The organism is Bariatricus massiliensis, assembly GCF_900086725.1.
GTDB classification, from domain to species: Bacteria; Bacillota; Clostridia; order Lachnospirales; family Lachnospiraceae; genus Allocoprococcus; species Allocoprococcus massiliensis.
Map to the genome: position 1 here is coordinate 859,625 of NZ_LT574837.1, position 20,288 is coordinate 879,912.

The window sequence follows — 20,288 nt, forward strand, 5'->3', positions numbered from 1 at the left end:
TCGGACATCACGTACATCATACCCCCGGCCATAATTAGCATCGCTGCCGCCAAAACGGCCATACCCAGAATAAATTCCATAAATGCACCTCCTTAATCTAATCTTCTATTGTCTTTTCTTTGTTCTCGTTTTATAATTGTATTATATTAGCTTGAAAAGTAGAATGCATTCACTATTTCACCACTTTTTATCAATATTTTGTCAAGGAGCGGGCCCATGAAAAAAATTCCATTTTTGATAGATTATACGACCAATCAGGAAACGCAGCGGCATGGCAACAGTGACCTTCCCATCGGGGTCTACCATTTTCATCTCAGTTCCTACGAAGCAGGATATACGCCGTGGCACTGGCATAAGGAGGTGGAGCTTTATTTTGTCTTAGAAGGAGCCATCCGGCTGAATACTACCTCCGGCGAATTTATACTAAAAGAAAATGAAGGCTGTTTTATCAATTCAAACTGCCTTCATTCTATGCACCCCTACGAATGTGGGGACGTTATATTTCAATCCCTTGTTTTTGATCCACTTATTATTTCAAGCAGCATTTCTCTCTTATTTGATGAAAAATATTTATACCCGCTGCTGAAAAGCAAGAACATCCCTTGCATCATTATTGATTATAGCTGTCCTTATCACAGTACTATCTACGAGAAAGTGAGCCAAATCGTTTTCCTACATAAAAAGCAAGAATTTGGTTATGAAATCACAACCCGCAATTCGCTCTCCGAAATATGGCTGAATCTTCTCGCTCTTGCCAGAAATGATATTGAAAATGCTCCTGCCGGAGCAGATTTGGACTATCTGAGGATTCACGCTATGCTTTCCTATATTCACGAGAATTATGCCAGCGATTTGACCTCCGAAGACATTGCCGCCTCGGCCTCCGTCAGTGTCAGCGAATGCTGCCGCTGCTTTCAACGGTGTCTGAAGCAGACTCCCTTCGACTATGTGATAGAATACCGCATCCATCGTGCAGCCGAACTGCTTCTTGATACTGACCGGCCTATCTCCGACATCTGTATCGATGCAGGTTTTAACAGCAGCAGCTATTTCAGTAATAAATTCAAATCCATAATCGGAATGTCTCCCCGGGAATACCGCAGGCGGAAATAATTTCCGCTCATTTTCGGAAATGTATATTGGTGAGGCATATCCACAGCGCGATGCCTAGAGCCAGCAAGTATCCTATCGCTCCCAAAGCCGGGATTCCCCATAGTTTCGGCTGCATATCGGTCGTACATATAATGCTGGAGCTAATGAGGAGGGCGGTCACAAGGAAGCCCAGTACCAGTCTTTTGACAATCCTTGTAAGCACTTCATTCAAGTCCTCGGTGGCATGTAGATCCAGATTAATTCGATTTTGCCCCTTGATGAACCCCCGCAGGATATCCGCCGTCAGGGCCGGTATATCCAAGGCTTTATGGAAAGAACGGTACACACTTTTCCCACTGTTTCTAAGCTCCTGTTTCCAATTACCCTCGGAAAACAGATTGAAGGCCGTGCGGGCTGTCGCCACCTCCACCATATTTATTTCAGGACTGATGTCGGCTATGACACCTTCCATGTGGCTCATGCCTCTGGCTAACATGGTAAGTCCGTGAGGCATAGTGATTTTATTCTCCTTCATGACCTCCATCAAGTCTTCCATAATCTTGGCCACTTTGATTTTTCCGATATCCACAGTCCCATATTTTGTCAGCAGGCTGCCGATATCGCTATAAAGCCTGCTTTGATCCGGCTTCTCATTGAATTCTCCAAGCGCCATCACCGCCTCCAGAATCCTGCCAACATCATTCTCTGCGACTCCCCGGACTGCACTGGATATCAGTTCTTTATCACGTACAGACAAACGTCCCATCATCCCCATGTCAATCCAGATGATTTTACCATCTCTCACCTTCACATTGCCGGGATGAGGGTCTGCATGGAAGAAGCCGTCCTCCATAATCTGCTTGACATAATTGTCCGCCAGCTTGGCCCCCACTTCCTTCAAATCATATCCGTCTTCTTGAAGGCGTTCCTTTTCATCGACTCCGCAGCCGTCAATGTATTCCATCACCAAGATTTGACTGGTAGAATGCTCCCGGTACAAAGTAGGTACGGCGACGAACTGCACATCCTTATTAAGCCTTGCAAACTCTTCCATATTGGAAGCTTCTGTAAGGAAATTCATCTCTTCCTGCGCCACGTTCCATAGTTCGTCGAGCACCAAATCTAAATCTACCAGCCCTTTCATATTTACCGGCGGCAAGAACTTCACCGCACGGTGCAAGAGCCCGATATCTCTGGACATAGTTTCATAAATACCTTGACGCTGTACCTTCACCACGACCTGCTCCCCCGTCTTCAGCACAGCCCGGTGTACCTGTGCTATGGACGCAGAACCAAGCGGCTCCTTCTCAAGCTCTTGAAATATTTCTTCTGCTGGGCAGGCACAAGAACTCTCGATGACCTCCTTCACTTGTGCAAAAGGCATGGGCGCCACTTCCGAGCGAAGGCGCATCAGCTCGTCACAATACCGTTTGGGAAGTATGTCTGAATGCATAGACATAATCTGGCCCAGTTTAATATACGTAGGCCCTAAATCTTCCAAAATCAAACGCAGCTTTTCTGGCGTGACCCCTCTAGCGATACTATGTTTTCTTAAGACTGCTGTTATTTCTCTAAGTCTGGTACCATACTCTGTCGTCGCTTTGTTACTCATTTGCTCCCTCTTTCAATTACAGCGAAGGCTCCCGCCTTCGCTGCCAATCTTGTTATTCTATTCTTCCACTTTCTCCTCACAGCTGCAGGCAGGTTCTTCTTCTGTCCCAGCATCACAGCTGCAGGCAGGCTCTTCTTCCGTCTCAGCATCACAGCTGCAGGCAGATTCCTCTTCTGCTTTCTCCTCACAGCCGCAGGAGTTCTCAGCCTCCGCCTCCATACCTGCAATCTGCTCTTTCAACTGCGCAAGCTGCTCCGGCGTCATCTTGTCCAGTAATTCGCTCAATTCTTCCGGGGAGGAAGGCTTTACATTCACCGTCACATTCTCCTTTACGGCCTTTTTCACCGTGTGCTTCAATTCTTCATTGAGCACCTTGCCCTGTTCTACCGTAATCTCACCCTTTTTTACCAGTTCCTCAAGAATCTCTTTTGATTTCTCCGCCGTTGTCGCAAGTGCGCCAACACCTGCCAGCATTACTTTCTTCAAATTTTCTCCTAAATTATCCATACTCTTTCTCTCCTTTCACTTACGCCTTTCGTTAAGCAGTAAACAGTGCCGCTATCTTAGGAAGGAATATAATTCCTCCGATGACCGCCGCAGTCACAGCGGCAATCAACACTGCCCCGGCCGCCGTATCCTTAGCAAGCTTCGCCCTGCGCTTCTGATCCCTCGTCACCAAATCTACCACAGCCTCCACCGCAGTGTTGACCATCTCAAGCGAAATGACCAGTGCGCATAATATCAGGCAGATACACCACTCTGTAATTGAGATATTCAGTGTGATGCCAAACACTACCACAAGCCCAAGCGCAGAATAGTGAATCATCAGATTCCGCTCTGTCTTAAGTCCCGCGATAATCCCCTCGAACGCATAGCGGAAACTTCGAATAAGGGGCGGTATCCTGATATCTTCCATCTGCTCCAAAGCAGGCACGCCCTTTTCGAAATATTTCTTGGCAATGGAGGTATAAATAATCAAATACACCAATGCCGCCAGAAAACCGCCTGCCACATCCGTCCCATAATGAACGCCGAAATATATACGGCTTGTCCCTACAAGGAAAATTACAGCCATGCACACTATCGTTCCTACCACTTTTACTGTGCGCTTCTTCTTAGTCTGCCAAAACAGAAAAATAATAAAACCATAAAACGCTGCCGCCACCATGGCATGTCCACTAGGGAAACTATAACCGGTCTCAAGAATCAGCCTATGTTCCTCTGGCGGCCTCTCCCGCATAATCCACCCCTTGGCGGACAGATTCAAAAGTACTGCCAGCACAAGATTTACAAATAGAACTATTAAATATTTCCTCTGCCGCAGTATATGAATCATCATCATACTGATAATAAGCATGACCAGAGGATGCACCAGATTATTAACTACACGGAAGAACCCAGTCAGAAACGGGCACTGCATCGACTGAACCGCACCAGAAAGAGCAGCATCCACCGCCTCCAGCCGGTAATTGCCCTTCACATCCAGCAAAAGAATGAGAAAGAGCAGCGCCCCTACTGTCAGAACTGTTAACTTTTGTATTCTGGCCTTAATTTTCTGTCTTTCATCCCCCATGGTATCCCACCTTTAAACTCATAACTTTCCTCTATTATACCACTAAACATGAAATACATAAATACATTTCTCCCTATCGCCATTCAAGTACATCTCACAACCTTCTGGCAAACGGGCAATCTCTTTTAGCTTGCCGCCTGCATACTCACAAGTCTTTCTGGATGCCATATTGTCAGGACTACAGGTGATAATCAGTTCCTTCATATCGTGTTTTCGGGCTAAGGCAAATAGAAGCAGGCAGGCCTTTCCCGCATAGTGGCTGCCTCTGTATGCTTCCTTTACAGCATACCCAATATTTCCTCCGTAATATGTATTCTCATTATATCCTACCCGGAAATCACATGTCCCCACCTCCGTGCCATCCAGCAGACAAATAGTAAAATAATAGGCTGGAACCCACCCTTTTACTACATCCGCTTCTGCCGTCCTGTCAAGTCTGAGGAATATTTCCGTATTCTTTAACGATTCTGTATCATAAAATATAGGATTATTTCTTCTTATCACGATTAAGTTCCTCCCAATAATTAGAAAAAATACCTCTGCGCCATGCGAAAATGAGGCTTAACACCAAAAGCAGGGCCGTGATGAAAATGAGAATGACAGGGTTCATTGCTGTCGCATCAAGAAATTTCGTGACATCGTCACCCACCGGGGCTTTTCCCATCATATATAGGACAGAGACCCAAATCCACGTTGCCGAAGGTACCGAAAATGCCATAACAAGCAGAAGGGAAAACATCCGATAAAAAATACTTTTCTTTTCCCTTTTGTATAAGCACATATAAACAATAGAAATTATTGCCGGCAGCAGCGTTCCTGCACTGTACATCAATCCCTGCGTCACTGTGTTGTAATTGCCGCCTACTGAGCTCACAGACGCCCCTATTATGCTAAAATTAGTGATTTTTGCACCGCAGAATAATGCCACCAGCATATGGCCGCTTTCATGGCAAAGAATATATAACGGCAGCAAGATGCAGGCACTGCCCAGTAAATATAGAACATTCCTTAATTTTACACTCATGTAGTCCCACTTCCTCTCTTATTCTTTCCTCAATATCTCTTGTGGCGGTTCAATTTCATTAGCGATGGTATGCTCTGTAAGCTCAGACAATTTTTTTATTCTGTCATTCAGCATCCTTCTCATACAATTAGGAACGTGTTCCTGATGCGCCCTGTGGATTGCTACACACTCCTTACAGTTCCCATGATACCTGCACGCCTTTTTGCAGGGACAATGATCCTTTTCTTTATATTCCTCACGAAACTGTGCGGCAAACTTCTCCTGCAGCCTCTGCGCTTCCCCTCTGTCCCCACGCCTATACGCCTCCATGGCCTCTTTTTCTACCGGATTATTTTCGATAATCATAAGCCCCTCCTCTCAAGCGGTGATTTTCATATTACAGTTCTTCCAGCATCTCTCTTACGGTCTTCCCGTTACAAGGATGATGCTTATAGGGTGCGATTTCGTGGAGCGGCCTCAGTACAAACTCCCGCTTATGCATCTCTACATGAGGGATACACAATGTTTCCGTCTCCACAATCAAATCATCATAAAAAATAATATCCAAATCCAAAGTCCTCGGCCCCCAGTGAATCTTGCGCTCACGTCCGGCGTCCAGCTCAATCTTATGCAGCACTTGGAGAAGTTCCTCGGGTGTCAAGAGCGTGCGAAGCTTTAGGCATCCGTTTAGGAACTCGTCCTGCTCCGTCACTCCATAGGGGGCAGTGGCTATCCAAGAGGAAACTTCTTCCACCCGGCAGCCTTTCCATGTATCCAGAGCTTTCACCGCATTTTCCAAAAATTGCTTTTTATCCCCCATATTCGAACCCAGCGCCAGATACACCGTATGCCACCCACGGGTTATCTTCACGGATACGCACTCCAGCGGTAGTCCCACCGGAGCCCACGGTTTCTTCACTTCCAGCTCCAGCATTTCCAGATGCTCCGTGTGCAATAGCAGTTCCTCCGCCAGACTCTCCGCAACACGCTCGATCAGTTGATACGTGTTCTTCTGCATAAATTCTGTGATAAACGCGCTTACTTCACCATAGTGAATGGAAGCTGTCAGCTCATCGGACCGCCCTGCAGGCCTTGTATCCGTGTGCAGAACCGCAGAGACTAAAAACTTCTGCCCAAGCACGTTCTCCTCTGGAAATACACCATGCTTTGCGAATACTTCCAGATTGTCTATCCTAATCTCATCCATATTACACCTCATGTTCTCTCAATATCGCCTCTGCCATCTGGATGGCACGTTTGTTTCCCCTGACATCATGGACACGCACAAATGCACACCCATTTAAAACGCCCATTACCGTCGTCACCAGAGTCCCCTCCTCACGCTGGCTGGCTGGAAGGTCCAGCGTCAGGCCTATCACCGATTTTCTTGAAGTCCCCAGAAGAACCGGATATCCTAGTCTCCTCAGGCTTCCAAGTTCCCTGATAATCTCCAGATTCATCTCATATGTCTTGCCAAACCCAACTCCCGGATCTAGCATGATTTTATCCGCCGCAATACCTGCACGAAGAGCCAAGTCCACACTCTCTTCCAAATCTTTCACGACATCCTGCACAAAGTCTACATATTCCGCCTTTTCACGATTGTGCATCAGACAGCAGGCCGCCTGATATTCCGCAATTACTCCTGCCATCTTCTCATCATACTTCAGCCCCCAGATATCATTTACCAGAGCGGCTCCTGCATCCAGCGCAGCCCGTGCCACCACTGGCTTATAAGTGTCAATAGATACCGGAACATCGAACTCAGCCGTAAGCCGCTCAATCACAGGCACTACACGATAGATTTCCTCCTCTTCACTAATCTGTTCATGACCGGGACGTGTGGACTCTCCTCCCACATCCAATATATCTGCTCCGTCTGCAATCATTTCTTCTGCATGACGCACAGCCGCATCCATCTTATGATACCGTCCTCCATCGGAGAAGGAGTCCGGCGTCACATTGAGGATTCCCATAATATATGTATGCCGCTCCGTATCAAAATTGTGTCTGCCTATCTGCATAAGTCGTCTCCTCTCTCTAAGTCCCCACATAGCTTCCGTGCAGCTAGTATACAATCTTCATATTCTTCTTATCCTTGCTCCAGTCGCACATCGCTTCCGCCGTGCAGCTATAGCAAGCTCTCGACATCTTATCACTGTCATAGAGCAGTCTGCCCAGCTCGGTCATCGGGCTCGTTATTCTGCGATGCTCCAAAATGGCGTCCAATATGTTCTGGCGCTCTTTTCCGTCCACTCCACAGTCCGCAAGTATCTGTCGAGATATCTCATACCCCGCCTTCTCGTGAGGTGTACCGTCCTCATACTGCCGGAACTTGCCAATATCGTGAAGCAACGCCGCACTGTAGATGGTCTCTTTAGAAAATCCAAGTCCCTGCTCAAGATTCCGAATATAGGCAATACGGGCCACATCCAGTAAATGCTCGGTATGATGTCCGCAGAATATCCGCTCTTTCTCCGCTGCCTCTATTTTTCCCATACATTCTTGATAAAGAGGATGCCTTCTGATTTTTTCTATCTGCTCCATACCATGCTCCTTACTTAATCATCTGAAAAAACAGATTCGAAAGCTCCGTATCTTCCTTAAACACACCTCGCTTTGCAATGGAAACCGTCTTACTTCCCGGCTTCTTGATGCCACGCATCGTCATGCACATATGCTCTGCCTCGATCATCACTAACACGCCTTTGGGATTCAGATGCTCCATCAGCGCATCCGCTATCTGCCCTGTCAGCTGCTCCTGCAGTTGGAGCCGCCTTGCGTACACTTCTACCGTCCGGGCCAGCTTACTCAACCCCACCACCTTACCGTCAGGGATATAGGCCACATGTGCCTTTCCATAGAATGGCAGCAAATGGTGTTCGCAGGTGGAATAAAAAGTGATGTCCTTTTCCACTACCATTTCATTGTCCGCCACCGTAAATGTCTTTTTCAAATGCTCTCCTGCGTCCTCGTCCATTCCCCCATACAGCTCTTCATACATTCTGGCAATACGGTCCGGTGTCTCGGCGAGTCCTTCTCTCTCCACATCCTCACCGATGCCCTCAAGAAGCAGTCGTACTGCCTGCTTAACCTTCTCTTGATCTATCATTATAGCACCCTCATATCTTTCGTTAATTCCATTACCTGTCCCAGATAGGACAGAGAGCCAAAAGCCAGTATAACGTCCTCACGCGCCGCTGTATCTAAGGCTGCTTCTACTGCCTTCTTTATCTCCCCGCAAGCTTCAACATGTGCACAATACGGCTCTACCGCTTCCTTGAGCATCTCCGCCGAGAGCGTCCGCTGCTCATCCGGCAGGCTTATCGTGTAAATCCGCTCTGCCAGAGGCCCCATAATCGCCGCAATCTTATCATACTCTTTATCTCGGAATACCCCCATAATGAAAAATATCCGACGTCCCGCAAAATACTGCTCCAAAGACTCTCTCAGACGAAGGGCTGCCTCTTCATTGTGCGCGCCGTCAATAAAAAAGAAAGGATTACGGCCAATGCAAGTGAATCTTCCCGGCCAATATGTCTTGGCAAAGCCACTCCGTACAGCCTCCTCTGACACCGGAATCCCCGCGTCCACCAGCGACTCCATAAGCGTCAGGACAGTCACAGCGTTCCCGATCTGATGCCTGCCGGCAAGCGAGATTTTTAGGTGTTTCCATTTCCCATAGGATATCGTCTGCCCATCCCAGCTCTCCTCGATTATCTCTGCCATTTCCGGGTCGGCGATATCTATCCTGCATCCTTCCCTCTGGGCCTTTTGCACTAAGACATTTTGCACCTCTGGCTTCTGCCTGACCGACACCACATGGCAGCCTGACTTGATAATTCCGACCTTTACCTCTGCAATCTCTTCCAGCGTATCGCCGAGAAATCCCATATGATCCCTGCTTATAGAAGTGAATACAGCCGCCACTGTGTTGCCGACAACATTGGTCGCGTCAGTCGCACCTCCCAGTCCCGTCTCCAGAACTACCAAATCACACTTCTTTTTACGGAAATATAAAAAAGCTATTGCCGTCTCCGCCTCAAAAACAGTGGGACTTGCCTCCCCACGGGCTTCCATACGTGCAATAGCCTCTCGAACCATTTCCACCAATTCTGCGAACTCCTCCTCCGGTATCCATCTCCCGTCCACTTGAATCCGCTCCAAATAGGAAACCACTGTCGGCGACACATATCTTCCCGTCCTGTATCCCGCCTCTCCTAAAATTGTCGAAGTGTACGCAAGCACAGAGCCTTTTCCGTTCGTCCCTGCGATATGTATGAACTTTAAATCCTCCTGAGGATTCCCAAGCTCCCGCAACAGTCCGCGAATCGTATCCAAGCCAAGTACACTTCCGTATTTGGATATCTCATCCAAATATACCCTTGCTTCTTTGTAAGTCACGTTATTTGTTTCCTTTCCTAGATATGTAAATTTTAGTTGTTGATGTCAATAATAGCACTAAACTTCTTCAATCACAAGAGTAATTACTCTATTCCAAATATAAGATTTTACTAATTTGGTCACATTGGATCTTGTCTTACATAAGTATGTATGTTAATATTAAAATGATATTGAAAATTTCGCTTTACAAATACACGGAATTATCGTATTATAATTATATCGAACGATCGTTCGTTTATCATTTAGGAGGTGGCTCGCCGATGGAAAAAACCGTATGTGAATTATTTGCAGGCGTTGGAGGATTTCGCCTAGGGCTTGAAAGAGCTAATCCAGACTGGAATACCGTATGGGCTAATCAGTGGGAGCCTGGCAAAAAAGCTCAACATGCTTTTGATTGTTACTGTTGTCATTTCGGTAAAAGTGTTAATCATGTAAATAAAGATATTTCTGAAGTAGATAAAACATCCATCCCTGACCATAATCTTCTTGTTGGTGGTTTTCCCTGCCAAGATTATTCTGTTGCCAGAACTGGCGCGACAGGTATCAACGGGAAAAAGGGCGTTCTGTGGTGGGATATAAGAGATATACTGGAAGCTAAGAGCCCCAGTTTTGTCATTCTAGAAAATGTTGACCGGCTGCTAAAGTCTCCTGCCAAACAGCGCGGAAGAGACTTCGGAATCATATTAACTTGTTTCCACCAATTAGGGTATAACGTGGAATGGCGTATTATTAATGCGGCCGAATACGGTTTTGCTCAAAGAAGGCGCCGTGTTTTCATATTCGCATATAAAAACACAACAGCATATTCCGCATATATAGCAAAACTTGCAAAAAGTCCAGAATGCATTTTCAATAATGGCGGATTTTTTGCCCATACATTTAAAATTGAAGCTATTTCTTCAGATAATATTTGTACTACAGAATTAGTAGAATCTGACTTAGCTGATGTTACAGAACATTTTGCATATAGTTTCGGTAATTCTGGATTTATGTACAATGGTACAATCCACACCTGTAATACAACCCCTATTTATGAGGATCCTACTCTTTTAAAAAGTATAATAGAAAAAAATGTGGACTCCAAATATTATCTGGCTCAGAATCTAGAAAAATGGGAGTTTCTAAAAGGAGCAAAAAAGATAGAACGCACAAGTAAAAGCGGTCATAAGTATATCTTTTCCGAAGGTCCCATTTCTTTTCCTGATTCTATCGATAAACCCGCTCGGACTATGCTTACTAGCGAATCGAGCTTGAACCGAAGCACACATGTTATCCGAGATCCTGAGACGGGGCACCTGCGTCTCCTGACACCAGTTGAAGCTGAACGCATTCAAGGCTTTGATGATAATTGGACTAAGACAGGTATGCCCGAAAGATTTCGCTATTTCTGCATGGGAAATGCATTGGTTGTAGGCCTTATTACTCGTATGGGAACTTATCTGAACAAAATATTTGAACACGAAGTATTACTCAATATTGCAGAAGACCGAGAGGCTATCTAGTCTCTCGGTCCTTTTCTCTTACTACATTCACATTTTTCTTTTTTCAAAATCAATATTTACAACAATACCATCGGTTACCATTGAATACTTTCGTTTTGGAAATGCCGGAACACCTCTACTCTTTTGAAACGCATCTAATAATTTTGAAATTTTCTCATTTCCTTCTAAATAATTTAAAATCAACAAATTTGCTGCACTAGAATTAGTTCTTCCATTATTATATTTGTAATTGGCATTATTCTTAATAATTACATTTCTATAATAATATTTACAATCCTCATTTTGAAATAGCAGATCCACTAATTTTACAAATCCTTCAAACGAAACTTTCTTACCATCATCCAGAGCAATCCAGCCAATTTTGTCATTAAGTGTGTACCAAATATTATCTGATAGTTCTAGCTTATACCACGATAAATTAATACTATCTACTTCCCTGTACTTTGTGCCTATGCTGCAATTAAAGTCAATTTCTAAACATTGATGGGCACAATTCTCTTTCACATACCCATACAAATAACCCATTCTTAAAAAAATTGTAGCAACATAGCTTAAGTATGCCTTATGTTCTCTTCCTATCTTATCTAATATGTCCCAGATAGTGCCAAAAGAAATATCTGAAATAAATTCTCCCGTACATAGCTGAAGCTTAGGCCGAAAATCGAAGGGCATATTTGGTGTCTCAGCAGACTCCTTACCTGGTAATTGAATATAAATTTTTTCTGATTGCAAAGTATTATAGAGCAAAATCAGTTTTTCTTTCTGCCCATATTTCAAGTCTGTTCTTTCAATTTTATTAAACGCATCAATGTTATACTTTCTATAGTCTATTGACTCTTTATTGACAGTTCTAGAACTATAATCAACTTGCAGTTCCTCTTTCAACTGGTTATTCGTTAAGATTTGCGCCATATTATCCCTCCTTTTAATAAATTAATTTATTATCGATTTGCTTTATAATGTAACTACTATTCAGCCAAAAGCATTGTTTTGGATACTTACGCCCATCGGGAAGTTCATAAGTATCTTGTGCATTTTGCGCATGAGGTCTTACATGGCAGATTGGATTTTCCGAAGCTTTAGGAAAGTTATTATAATTTTTCCCATTTATTCTTTTTACTTGAAGCCCATTATTTATTACCTGTTTTGTTTTTTCCCATACACTATATACCTGATGTTCTAAATCTGCATAAGGAATATTCCAAAACTGGCATCCCTTTAACACAAGCTCATTATCATCATTGAATTTATATACCACAAAGAGAAATCTTGTTTCCTCAAGATATGTTCTAAAAGTAGACGTCTCCCACTCCTCTTTTACTAGTTCTTTAAACTTAAATGTTGGAAATGACATGCTTTCTTTAATTGTATTATTCTTACCTATCCTAATAGTTTTGACAACAATATTAGCTTTCTCAAATTCTGCCGCATGATTACCCTTAATTCCAAGTATACGATATGCAATCATTGATTCAAGATTTTTAGGCTTCTTTTCAAAATATATATGAAATCTGCTGCATAGTTTCTGAACAGTCCATCCACAATATTCACCGATTTTTGCTGTAACATAATCTTCAAAAGAATCAACCGGTGTGTTCCTGATTATTGACTCATAAGTACTCTTTTCTGGTATGATATAATTATTCAAAACATATGTCATGTAAGAGCTCTTAAATGCAAAAGCTCTGGGCTTTGCCAACTCATCGCTAAAGGGCTGTTTACGCCTATCTTGTGATGTTGAAGCCTTCGGTGCCGCACCCAAATATAAAGTATCACTCTCTGACAGTTCATGGGCCTTTCCTACCTTAATTTTATCTAAAATAACCTGATAATCATGCTTTATAATCTTTATATCCTGTTCAGGTGGTGAAAATAGCTGTACGTATCCAATCTTATAATTTAATCTATCCGTAATCTCCTTACTGTATAAATAGTACACAAGAAGTATTAGTTTCGCCTTACTCCATAAATGGCTGTCCTCAAATTTTTCATTAGTTACAGAAAAATAATCTATCATAGTAATTATTAATCTCTCTTTGGCCACAATACGGCCATTCCTATTTTTCTTATATGGTGTGACTTTTAATTCAACCCCCGCCTTATCAAAATCTGGTCTGGAGTCATTATTGGATCGATAATGAAAATACCGTTCCTCAATTAGTTCTCCTAAACCCCCTTTACGCTTTTTATTACCATGGCTAGTTTCATAATTTGAAATCTCTCTCACTACCTCTGCTCCATGTAAAGTATCTTCAGCACAAACATCCGCAAATGTTTTACCTATCAATCCTTTGGCAAACTTCTCAATAGAAGCAGGACTTGTCTCATCATATCCTAATTTAAAATTCACGTTTTCACCTCACTCAAAGTCTACTTCTTCCATCTTTAAATCAAATATTGTCTCCTCTATAACTTTTATACATTCATCAGTATTTTTCAGAATATCCTTACCCCAGAAATGAATAACCGTCCACCCAAGATAATTCAAACGCTTGTCTACATCTTCATCTCTATTAATATTTTCTTGTATTTTTTTCACCCAATACTGCCCATTATTCCCTTCTGCAATCCTAGGCTTTAATACCTCCCAATCTTTCCCATGAAAAAATTCACTGTCACAGAAAATAGCCAATTTGTATTTCGTTAAACAAATATCTGGAGAGCCTGGCAAATCTTTATAATTTTTTCTATATCGGTAACCCCTGTGCCACAACTCTTTCCTCAGTGTAAGCTCAATCGAAGTATCTTTTCTTCGTATGTGGCTCATTATCTTTTTTCGCTGTTCAGTCACATTCTTATATATACGTTCATTAGCTTTCATATTATCATCTTCTTCACTTATTAACAAAATCACATAGTATCTTCTCGAAACACTGTAATCATTATATTTATTTTAGCATAAAATTCCAGCATGATAAATTGACTTTTATTAAAATGAAAAATATGCCGGCAAAGCCAGCATATTTCTCCGTTTTATATTTTATTCCCTCCGAAAAAGTTTATATATCTGTACCCCCAATGTAACCATTCCATATAACACTGTCAGTTTTTTATTTAATCTGAATCTGGGATTTTACTTCTTTGACTCCGTTGATCTGGAGGCGGATTCGTATTTTTCCTTGTTGGAATTCGTTCAGGGGATATTCCAGTGGTTCTGAGAGATTGGTTACGTTAATTGACTCGGCCTTTTCTCCCTGTACGAGCCACAGTATAAGTTCAGCGCCTTCTGGTACTTCCCCACATGAGATATCTGCATATAGCTTTTCTTCGGAGATGTCGTCGATTTTCATCTTAGCCTCTTTCACGAAGCCGTTGCTTGCGCTGTTAAATCTGACCTTCCAAGTATTGCCCAGCTTTGTCTCAACGCTCATCGTGATAACGCCAGAATTCCAAAGGTTCTTATCGGCAGAGACAGAGTTGTTGACTCCCTCTCCGGACGCCAAGCTAACACAGAAGCCCACCAGACATGTCAGCATGAGTACGGCACAGACGGTTCCACAAATAAGATATTTGAGATGATGTGTTCTTTTCTCCATAAGCATTACTTCCTCTCTATTCTCGACCAAATTTCCACATTCCTCACAATACTTTGCCCGTAGGGAGATGCGGTGTCCGCAGGACGGACAGTCTCGTTTCACCTCGGAGCGCCTCAGGAGGTAGAGCAGAAGTCCTACAAATGTACCTGTTATAAATATGAGAATAACCCACAGCACTGCGTCTTCCCCTCTTTTTTTACAGTCTTCAAAGACCCACGCCGCAAAGCTTATGGATGTGAGAAGCGCAAATACTATACTTCCTGCAATTTCCAGAACGATAGCCGCCGAGATTCCTTCAAACCCGTCCGACCTTAGATAAAGTCCTGCCACCCACACAATACCCAATACTACCACAGCGGGAATTCCTATATAAAATATCTTTTTGCCTGTATTCTTTCCTACTTTATACTTCATATTCCAACCCTCGTTTCTTCACACAGATTACAATGTTCTCTTTCATATTTGTTCTTCTGACACCGACCACTGTTATAATAATACCGGCAATTCCTATATATCCGCATGCAGCAGCCGCTAATCTTGCAAAATATGGGTTGGGAATCATCACAAGTGCAAGTATTGCAAATAATGAAAATGTGAGTAGATTACAAATCATAGGCAAATACCAAAGAGAAATCGTGCGCGTCTTCTCTTCCCTCTTAACCGCGTTTTCCTGCTCATAAAGTCTGGCTTTCAACCTGTTGTTCAGCTCTGTAGAAGGTTTATCTTGTACTTTCATCGATGACCGGATAAGTGCGTCCAGCTCACTGTCATGTTCTTTATATCCCATAGCCTGATTCCTCCAATCCTTTCTTAATAATTTTGCGTCCTTTGAACAGCCGGCTCTTTATCGTTCCAGCGGGTTTCTCCAGTATCTGTGCTATTTCCTCTATTGGCAGTTCGAAAAGGTAATATAAGGTGATCGGAACGCGGATTTTTTCCGGCAGCGCCTCTATCAACCTGTTTACCTCAAAGAAAAGCTCCTCCCGCAGATAATCCTCTTCCGGGCTCCCTTCCGCCCGCAATAGGTTCGTCTGCTCTTCCTCTAAGTTACTGCACGGGGCAATAGATGCACGCCTCGCACTCTTTCTTTTAGAACTTTTCCAAATATAATGTGCAAGTGAGAAGAATAATGCCCTCGGATTCTGTCCCCAATCCAGCGTCCACTCTTTCTCCATAGCCTTTAAAAAAGTCTGCTGATACAAGTCCTCCGCATCCTGCCTGTCTGTACACATCTTTAGGCAGAACCGGTATATATCTGTACCAAATCGGTCAACACATAGCTCCAACTCTCTGGCATTCAACATCTCACCTCCTCGCTCCTATAATAATCATTTTTCTCATTTACTTTCACTCTATATTCGCCGTAAGTTTCCGCTTGGTTCATATAATTTTACCGCTTCCGTAAGATTTTACGCTTGACAAATTCCCTCCGGGGCGTATAATTTTTATATACTTGTTCTTTTTAAAACTGTTTTATTCAAAACATCATTAAGGAGTGATACTATGTACGCAACTGATTTTCTAATGAATATCCGCCGCATTATCAAGCTTCATGAAAGCCTGCTTAAAGAAATCTGTTCTCAGTACCATTTAACCATGATTGAGGCGACTATCATCAGTTTCCTCCATAACAACCCCGAGAAAGACACAGCCGGTGACATCGTTGAACTGCGAATGCTGTCCAAAGGCAATGTCTCCAACGCAGTAGAGCTGCTCATACAGAAATCTTTACTGCAGCGAACCCCGGATGCTGCCGACCGGAGAAAAGTTCATCTTTCCTTACTGCCTGCGGCAAAGCCGATTACCGATGCTGTAGACACAATACAAAAGCAATTTTACGAAAAACTTTTCACAGGATTTTCTGAAGAAGAATTGACCACCTTTCATATATTGAACCAAAGGCTTATGGAAAATATGAAAAATGCAGCAAAAGGAGATAGATAAAATGAAGAATGAAAAAGACTTTCTAGGCACAGAACCGGTCGGCAGGCTGCTGTTAAAACTGGCTCTTCCCACCGTCGCCGCACAGCTTATCAACATGCTTTACAATATAGTAGACCGGATGTACATTGGCCACATCCCAAAGACCGGCGCGTTAGCGTTGACAGGAGTAGGCGTGTGCATGCCCCTAATCATGATTGTAGCCGCTTTCGCTGCTTTAGTCGGGAGCGGAGGCGCTCCAAGAGCTTCCATCTTCATGGGGCAGAACGATAACGAGTCTGCCGAAAAAACATTGGGCAATTGTTTTACACTGCAGATTATGATATCCGTTATTCTTACCATCATACTGCTTCTGGGCAACCGTACCTTCCTACTCGCCTTCGGCGCCAGCAAAAATACCATTGAATATGGAGTGAGCTACATGAACATCTACGCAGTCGGCACCATCTTCGTCCAGCTCACATTAGGAATGAATACCTTTATCACTGCTCAGGGATTTGCCAAGACCGGGATGCTCTCAGTCTTAATCGGAGCTGTATTCAATATTATTCTCGATCCAATCTTCATCTTCGGATTAGGAATGGGCGTTCAGGGCGCCGCACTGGCCACCATTATATCTCAGGCCGCTTCCTGTGTCTGGGTCTTGTTGTTTCTTTTTGGAAAGAAAAGCTTTTTAAAAATCAAAAAACATAACTTGCGCCTTCAGCCGAAAATCATTCTTCCCTGTCTGGCTCTTGGATTGTCTGTTTTTATCATGCAGGCCAGCGAAAGTATAATCTCCGTCTGTTTCAATTCCTCCCTGTTGAAATACGGCGGTGACATCGCCGTGGGCGCTATGACGATTCTCACCAGCGTCATGCAGTTCGCGATGCTTCCACTGCAAGGGCTGGGGCAGGGCGCCCAGCCGATTATCAGCTACAATTATGGTGCAAAAAATGTAGAACGTGTGAAATCAGCTTTCAAGCTCCTTTTAAAGGTAAGCTTGTGTTACTCTACTCTGCTGTGGACCTGCGTTATGCTGTTCCCTAAGATTTTTGCCGGGATGTTCACCTCGGATAAAACTCTTCTGAACTTTACCGGGAATGCACTGCGCATTTATCTGGCCTGCCTGCTGCTCTTCGGCATCCAGCTGGCCTGCCAAATGACTTTTACCTCACTTGGAAGGGCAAAAGCTTCCATAGTCGTGGCAGTCATGAGAAAATTCGTCCTTCTGATTCCACTCATTTACATACTGCCGCAGATTTTCCGCAGCAACCAGACGCAGGCTGTATATCTGGCCGAACCGATTGCAGATTTCTTCGCAGTGACCTTCACGGCCATTTTGTTTACCGTCCAATTTAAAAAGGCACTTGCCGAAGTGACTTCCCGCTAATATAATTGTTGTTAGAAACAATTGTCTACATCGGAGACAGGAAGGATAAACAAGATGAAAAAGAAGCAAACTACCTATTCAAAACAGACAGAATGGATTAGAGAAGGAATAATACTGACTCTGGCCGTGGCAATCATAGCGGCTGCCGTGTATTTCTTTTTAATTCCCAGCCATGCCTCAGTCAGCAGTATTTCAGGTCTGGCTATGATACTTTCTAACTTTGCCCCACTTTCCATATCGGCAATCACAATGATTTTGAATGTTGTACTGTTGATTATCGGTTTCCTAACCTGTGGGAAAGCCTTTGGCGCAAAGACCGTATATACGAGCATCCTGCTGCCTTTGTTTCTTGGTCTATTTGAAAAGATACTGCCCGACTATCATTCGATGACCGGCAGTGCGGAGCTGGATGTGCTGTGCTATATTCTTGTCGTAAGTTTTGGACTGAGTATCCTCTTCAACAGAAATGCTTCCTCAGGCGGACTAGATATTGTCGCCAAGATCATGAACAAATATCTGCATATGGATTTAGGTAAAGCCATGTCTCTCTCCGGCATGTGTGTCGCGCTCTCATCCGCGCTTGTATATGACAAGAAGACCGTTATCCTGAGTATATTGGGAACATATTTTAACGGGATGATTCTGGACCACTTTATCTTTGGACAGAACATAAAACGCCGTGTGTGTATTATCACGAAAAAAGAAAATGAGCTTCGTGATTTTATCATTCACAACCTGCACAGCGGCGCTACCATCTACGAGGCAACCGGAGCGTACAATATGGAAAAGCGCAATGAAATTATTACAATCGTAAATAAAAGTGAATATCAGAAACTGATGAATTATATCAACCATCAGGACACAGAGGCATTCATTACCGTATACACAGTGGCCGATATGTGTTATAAACCCAAAGTATGGTAACACCTTGACAATCACCGCACAGGCATGATTCCCTGTGCGGTTTTTTCATACGTATGTATTTTCCATCTGCGCTTTACTTAGAGATGAATAAGCTTCTTCAGGAAGCGATATCTTCCCTTCTGTATATATGACGCAAATTCTCTGACTAAATCAGACAATGCAGCTAATTCTTCTTTTACTGCCGCTGTCCCCAGCTCAAAATAAGCCTCCTCCTCAGAAATCAGATAATCGACATGTTCTAATGCCCTCTCAATATTAGCATCACTATAATTATTTCCCAGCGCTATAAAAAACTCTTGTGTAAGTTCCATGTTTTCTCCTTTCTGTACTTCAAGAAATCACTTTCTGTATGACATAATGTTACATTGTTTTACATAAAAAATCCACTAAAACTCATCGACAGCATATCTTAAAAAGCGCCAAAACCTCGAAAAACACCTCTTATTTTGACGAAATATGTCTAATTTCAACGAAAAACATCTAAAATAGAGTGCAAAAAAAACCATCAGTTTTTCTAACGAAAAAGAAAAACTGATGGCATCTTTTTAAATACACTTCGTGCAGACTTCCATTCCTTCCATAATCGCGTTCCTGAACCCATACTGCTCCAGCTTTTTCACCATTTCTATGGTAATGCCGCCGGGCGTACATACCATATCTTTTAATTCTCCCGGATGCTTCCCACTCTCCAAGACCATCTGCGCACTTCCAAGAACTGTCTGTGCACACAGCCGGTATGCCTGCTCTCTTGAAAACCCTTCACGGACTGCTCCATCGGCCATAGCCTCTATGAGCATGAAAATCATCGCCGGTGAACTGCCGGAAGTCGGTATCGTAGCATCCATCATACTCTCCGGAATACGCTCCGCGACCCCGAAGCTGCCAATCAAACTGCAGATATACTCGGCCTCCTCTTCCGTCACCTGACTATTAGGCGTCACAGCAGTCACACCAGCCCCGACCATTGCCGGTGTATTCGGCATCGTCCTTACCGCCTTTACGCTTCTGCCAAAATAGGCATCTATATCCGCCAAGGTAACTCCCGGCGCAATAGTCCAGATAATCGTACTTTCCTTCACGTCATCTTTGATCTCCTCAATGATTCCTCTGTAATTCTCTGGCTTCACGGCAAGCAGCAACACTTCCGCCTGTGCGGCCTCCTTATTATCAGAGGTGGTGCGGATTCCGAGTATATCAGCCGCTTCTTTAAGTCCCGGCTGATATATATCCGCCCCCATGATATCTTCAGGTTTTATCAACCCATTCTTGATAATCCCTCCCAGAATCGCTTTCGCCATATTTCCGCATCCAATTGCTCCTAACTTCATA

The 20,288-nt window shown here is 43.6% G+C and carries 24 protein-coding genes and 1 pseudogene; 5 read left to right on the forward strand and 20 right to left on the reverse strand.

The annotated features are described in order from the left end of the window. Positions 1-216 precede the first annotated feature (216 nt). Positions 217-1,113: an AraC family transcriptional regulator gene (locus BN6465_RS10265; protein ID WP_066734326.1), complete on the forward strand. Its 897-nt coding sequence runs from the start codon at positions 217-219 to the stop codon at positions 1,111-1,113. Positions 1,114-1,120: 7 nt separating this feature from the next. Here the strand turns inward: BN6465_RS10265 and BN6465_RS10270 are convergent, their stop codons facing one another. From BN6465_RS10270 to BN6465_RS10320, 12 genes and pseudogenes are all read right to left on the reverse strand, one after another. Further along, on the reverse strand, positions 1,121-2,704 hold the full coding sequence (locus BN6465_RS10270) for an ABC1 kinase family protein (RefSeq protein ID WP_066734327.1): 1,584 nt from the start codon (positions 2,702-2,704) through the stop codon (positions 1,121-1,123). Between the two features lie 57 nt (positions 2,705-2,761). After that, positions 2,762-3,211: a phasin family protein gene (locus tag BN6465_RS10275; protein ID WP_066734334.1), complete on the reverse strand. Its 450-nt coding sequence runs from the start codon at positions 3,209-3,211 to the stop codon at positions 2,762-2,764. 31 nt (positions 3,212-3,242) lie between these two features. Then, positions 3,243-3,620, reverse strand: a complete 378-nt coding sequence (locus BN6465_RS21590) for a diacylglycerol kinase family protein (RefSeq protein WP_066735258.1) — start codon at positions 3,618-3,620, stop codon at positions 3,243-3,245. A 48-nt stretch (positions 3,621-3,668) separates the two neighbouring features. Further along, positions 3,669-4,277: pseudogene (locus tag BN6465_RS21595) on the reverse strand (phosphatase PAP2 family protein); the annotation flags it as partial. Positions 4,278-4,319: 42 nt separating this feature from the next. After that, positions 4,320-4,781, reverse strand: coding sequence for a GNAT family N-acetyltransferase (locus BN6465_RS10285; protein WP_227183841.1), 462 nt, complete (start codon positions 4,779-4,781; stop codon positions 4,320-4,322). Continuing rightward, the gene (locus BN6465_RS10290; protein ID WP_066734335.1) at positions 4,765-5,301 is read right to left on the reverse strand and encodes a M50 family metallopeptidase; all 537 of its coding nucleotides are present in this window, start codon (positions 5,299-5,301) and stop codon (positions 4,765-4,767) included. The genes BN6465_RS10285 and BN6465_RS10290 overlap by 17 nt, the downstream gene beginning before the upstream one ends. A gap of 18 nt (positions 5,302-5,319) precedes the next feature. Then, positions 5,320-5,646, reverse strand: a complete 327-nt coding sequence (locus tag BN6465_RS10295; RefSeq protein WP_066734336.1) for an LPS biosynthesis protein — start codon at positions 5,644-5,646, stop codon at positions 5,320-5,322. A gap of 31 nt (positions 5,647-5,677) precedes the next feature. After that, positions 5,678-6,487 (reverse strand): 2-amino-4-hydroxy-6-hydroxymethyldihydropteridine diphosphokinase, encoded by an 810-nt coding sequence (gene folK / locus BN6465_RS10300; protein ID WP_066734337.1) that lies wholly within the window; start codon positions 6,485-6,487, stop codon positions 5,678-5,680. Between the two features lies 1 nt (position 6,488). Beyond that, entirely contained in the window at positions 6,489-7,304 is an 816-nt protein-coding gene (gene folP / locus BN6465_RS10305; protein ID WP_066734340.1) for a dihydropteroate synthase, read from the reverse strand. Positions 7,305-7,347: 43 nt separating this feature from the next. Then, positions 7,348-7,827, reverse strand: a complete 480-nt coding sequence (locus BN6465_RS10310) for an HD domain-containing protein (protein ID WP_066734343.1) — start codon at positions 7,825-7,827, stop codon at positions 7,348-7,350. 10 nt (positions 7,828-7,837) lie between these two features. Beyond that, positions 7,838-8,392 (reverse strand): GTP cyclohydrolase I FolE, encoded by a 555-nt coding sequence (folE, locus tag BN6465_RS10315; protein ID WP_066734346.1) that lies wholly within the window; start codon positions 8,390-8,392, stop codon positions 7,838-7,840. Then, positions 8,392-9,684: a bifunctional folylpolyglutamate synthase/dihydrofolate synthase gene (locus BN6465_RS10320; protein ID WP_066734349.1), complete on the reverse strand. Its 1,293-nt coding sequence runs from the start codon at positions 9,682-9,684 to the stop codon at positions 8,392-8,394. Before BN6465_RS10320 ends, folE begins: the two co-directional genes overlap by 1 nt. A 260-nt stretch (positions 9,685-9,944) precedes the next feature. On the opposite strand from BN6465_RS10320, the gene dcm reads away from it, so the two are divergent. Then, positions 9,945-11,186: a DNA (cytosine-5-)-methyltransferase gene (gene dcm, locus BN6465_RS10325; protein WP_066734352.1), complete on the forward strand. Its 1,242-nt coding sequence runs from the start codon at positions 9,945-9,947 to the stop codon at positions 11,184-11,186. Positions 11,187-11,213: 27 nt separating this feature from the next. Here the strand turns inward: dcm and BN6465_RS10330 are convergent, their stop codons facing one another. The 6 genes from BN6465_RS10330 to BN6465_RS10355 form a co-directional block, all read right to left on the reverse strand. After that, a complete protein-coding gene (locus tag BN6465_RS10330) occupies positions 11,214-12,098 on the reverse strand; it encodes a hypothetical protein (RefSeq protein ID WP_066734355.1) in 885 nt (294 codons plus the stop codon). Positions 12,099-12,111: 13 nt separating this feature from the next. Further along, positions 12,112-13,536 carry a Sau3AI family type II restriction endonuclease gene (locus BN6465_RS10335; protein ID WP_066734358.1) on the reverse strand — a complete coding sequence of 475 codons (1,425 nt, stop codon included), beginning with the start codon at positions 13,534-13,536 and terminating at the stop codon, positions 12,112-12,114. A gap of 9 nt (positions 13,537-13,545) precedes the next feature. Continuing rightward, positions 13,546-14,007 carry a very short patch repair endonuclease gene (locus tag BN6465_RS10340; RefSeq protein WP_066735265.1) on the reverse strand — a complete coding sequence of 154 codons (462 nt, stop codon included), beginning with the start codon at positions 14,005-14,007 and terminating at the stop codon, positions 13,546-13,548. 229 nt (positions 14,008-14,236) lie between these two features. Beyond that, positions 14,237-15,136, reverse strand: coding sequence for a zinc ribbon domain-containing protein (locus BN6465_RS10345; protein WP_066734361.1), 900 nt, complete (start codon positions 15,134-15,136; stop codon positions 14,237-14,239). Beyond that, positions 15,126-15,509 (reverse strand): hypothetical protein, encoded by a 384-nt coding sequence (locus BN6465_RS10350; protein WP_066734364.1) that lies wholly within the window; start codon positions 15,507-15,509, stop codon positions 15,126-15,128. Before BN6465_RS10350 ends, BN6465_RS10345 begins: the two co-directional genes overlap by 11 nt. Then, complete coding sequence (locus BN6465_RS10355; RefSeq protein WP_227183848.1) at positions 15,499-16,026, reverse strand: RNA polymerase sigma factor; 528 nt, start codon at positions 16,024-16,026, stop codon at positions 15,499-15,501. The genes BN6465_RS10350 and BN6465_RS10355 overlap by 11 nt, the downstream gene beginning before the upstream one ends. A 199-nt stretch (positions 16,027-16,225) precedes the next feature. Between BN6465_RS10355 and BN6465_RS10360 the strand changes: the two genes are divergently transcribed. The 3 genes from BN6465_RS10360 to BN6465_RS10370 are packed head-to-tail and all read left to right on the forward strand — an operon-like array spanning position 16,226 to position 18,959. Continuing rightward, complete coding sequence (locus tag BN6465_RS10360; protein WP_066734367.1) at positions 16,226-16,666, forward strand: MarR family winged helix-turn-helix transcriptional regulator; 441 nt, start codon at positions 16,226-16,228, stop codon at positions 16,664-16,666. A gap of 1 nt (position 16,667) precedes the next feature. Continuing rightward, positions 16,668-18,035: an MATE family efflux transporter gene (locus tag BN6465_RS10365; RefSeq protein WP_066734370.1), complete on the forward strand. Its 1,368-nt coding sequence runs from the start codon at positions 16,668-16,670 to the stop codon at positions 18,033-18,035. A 54-nt stretch (positions 18,036-18,089) separates the two neighbouring features. After that, a complete protein-coding gene (locus BN6465_RS10370; RefSeq protein WP_066734372.1) occupies positions 18,090-18,959 on the forward strand; it encodes a YitT family protein in 870 nt (289 codons plus the stop codon). A gap of 77 nt (positions 18,960-19,036) precedes the next feature. Here the strand turns inward: BN6465_RS10370 and BN6465_RS10375 are convergent, their stop codons facing one another. Continuing rightward, positions 19,037-19,270, reverse strand: a complete 234-nt coding sequence (locus BN6465_RS10375) for a hypothetical protein (protein ID WP_066734374.1) — start codon at positions 19,268-19,270, stop codon at positions 19,037-19,039. A 234-nt stretch (positions 19,271-19,504) separates the two neighbouring features. Beyond that, on the reverse strand, positions 19,505-20,287 hold the full coding sequence (proC, locus tag BN6465_RS10380; protein WP_066734376.1) for a pyrroline-5-carboxylate reductase: 783 nt from the start codon (positions 20,285-20,287) through the stop codon (positions 19,505-19,507). Between the last annotated feature and the right edge of the window lies 1 nt (position 20,288).

Coding starts and splice junctions, on each gene's coding strand:
- BN6465_RS10265 (WP_066734326.1), top strand. CDS start 217: ATGAAAAAAATTCCATTTTTGATAGATTATACGACCAATCAGGAAACG.
- BN6465_RS10270 (WP_066734327.1), bottom strand. CDS start 2,704: ATGAGTAACAAAGCGACGACAGAGTATGGTACCAGACTTAGAGAAATA.
- BN6465_RS10275 (WP_066734334.1), bottom strand. CDS start 3,211: ATGGATAATTTAGGAGAAAATTTGAAGAAAGTAATGCTGGCAGGTGTT.
- BN6465_RS21590 (WP_066735258.1), bottom strand. CDS start 3,620: ATGGAAGATATCAGGATACCGCCCCTTATTCGAAGTTTCCGCTATGCG.
- BN6465_RS10290 (WP_066734335.1), bottom strand. CDS start 5,301: ATGAGTGTAAAATTAAGGAATGTTCTATATTTACTGGGCAGTGCCTGC.
- BN6465_RS10295 (WP_066734336.1), bottom strand. CDS start 5,646: ATGATTATCGAAAATAATCCGGTAGAAAAAGAGGCCATGGAGGCGTAT.
- folK (WP_066734337.1), bottom strand. CDS start 6,487: ATGGATGAGATTAGGATAGACAATCTGGAAGTATTCGCAAAGCATGGT.
- folP (WP_066734340.1), bottom strand. CDS start 7,304: ATGCAGATAGGCAGACACAATTTTGATACGGAGCGGCATACATATATT.
- BN6465_RS10310 (WP_066734343.1), bottom strand. CDS start 7,827: ATGGAGCAGATAGAAAAAATCAGAAGGCATCCTCTTTATCAAGAATGT.
- folE (WP_066734346.1), bottom strand. CDS start 8,392: ATGATAGATCAAGAGAAGGTTAAGCAGGCAGTACGACTGCTTCTTGAG.
- dcm (WP_066734352.1), top strand. CDS start 9,945: ATGGAAAAAACCGTATGTGAATTATTTGCAGGCGTTGGAGGATTTCGC.
- BN6465_RS10330 (WP_066734355.1), bottom strand. CDS start 12,098: ATGGCGCAAATCTTAACGAATAACCAGTTGAAAGAGGAACTGCAAGTT.
- BN6465_RS10340 (WP_066735265.1), bottom strand. CDS start 14,007: ATGAAAGCTAATGAACGTATATATAAGAATGTGACTGAACAGCGAAAA.
- BN6465_RS10345 (WP_066734361.1), bottom strand. CDS start 15,136: ATGAAGTATAAAGTAGGAAAGAATACAGGCAAAAAGATATTTTATATA.
- BN6465_RS10350 (WP_066734364.1), bottom strand. CDS start 15,509: ATGGGATATAAAGAACATGACAGTGAGCTGGACGCACTTATCCGGTCA.
- BN6465_RS10355 (WP_227183848.1), bottom strand. CDS start 16,026: ATGTTGAATGCCAGAGAGTTGGAGCTATGTGTTGACCGATTTGGTACA.
- BN6465_RS10360 (WP_066734367.1), top strand. CDS start 16,226: ATGTACGCAACTGATTTTCTAATGAATATCCGCCGCATTATCAAGCTT.
- BN6465_RS10365 (WP_066734370.1), top strand. CDS start 16,668: ATGAAGAATGAAAAAGACTTTCTAGGCACAGAACCGGTCGGCAGGCTG.
- BN6465_RS10370 (WP_066734372.1), top strand. CDS start 18,090: ATGAAAAAGAAGCAAACTACCTATTCAAAACAGACAGAATGGATTAGA.
- BN6465_RS10375 (WP_066734374.1), bottom strand. CDS start 19,270: ATGGAACTTACACAAGAGTTTTTTATAGCGCTGGGAAATAATTATAGT.
- proC (WP_066734376.1), bottom strand. CDS start 20,287: ATGAAGTTAGGAGCAATTGGATGCGGAAATATGGCGAAAGCGATTCTG.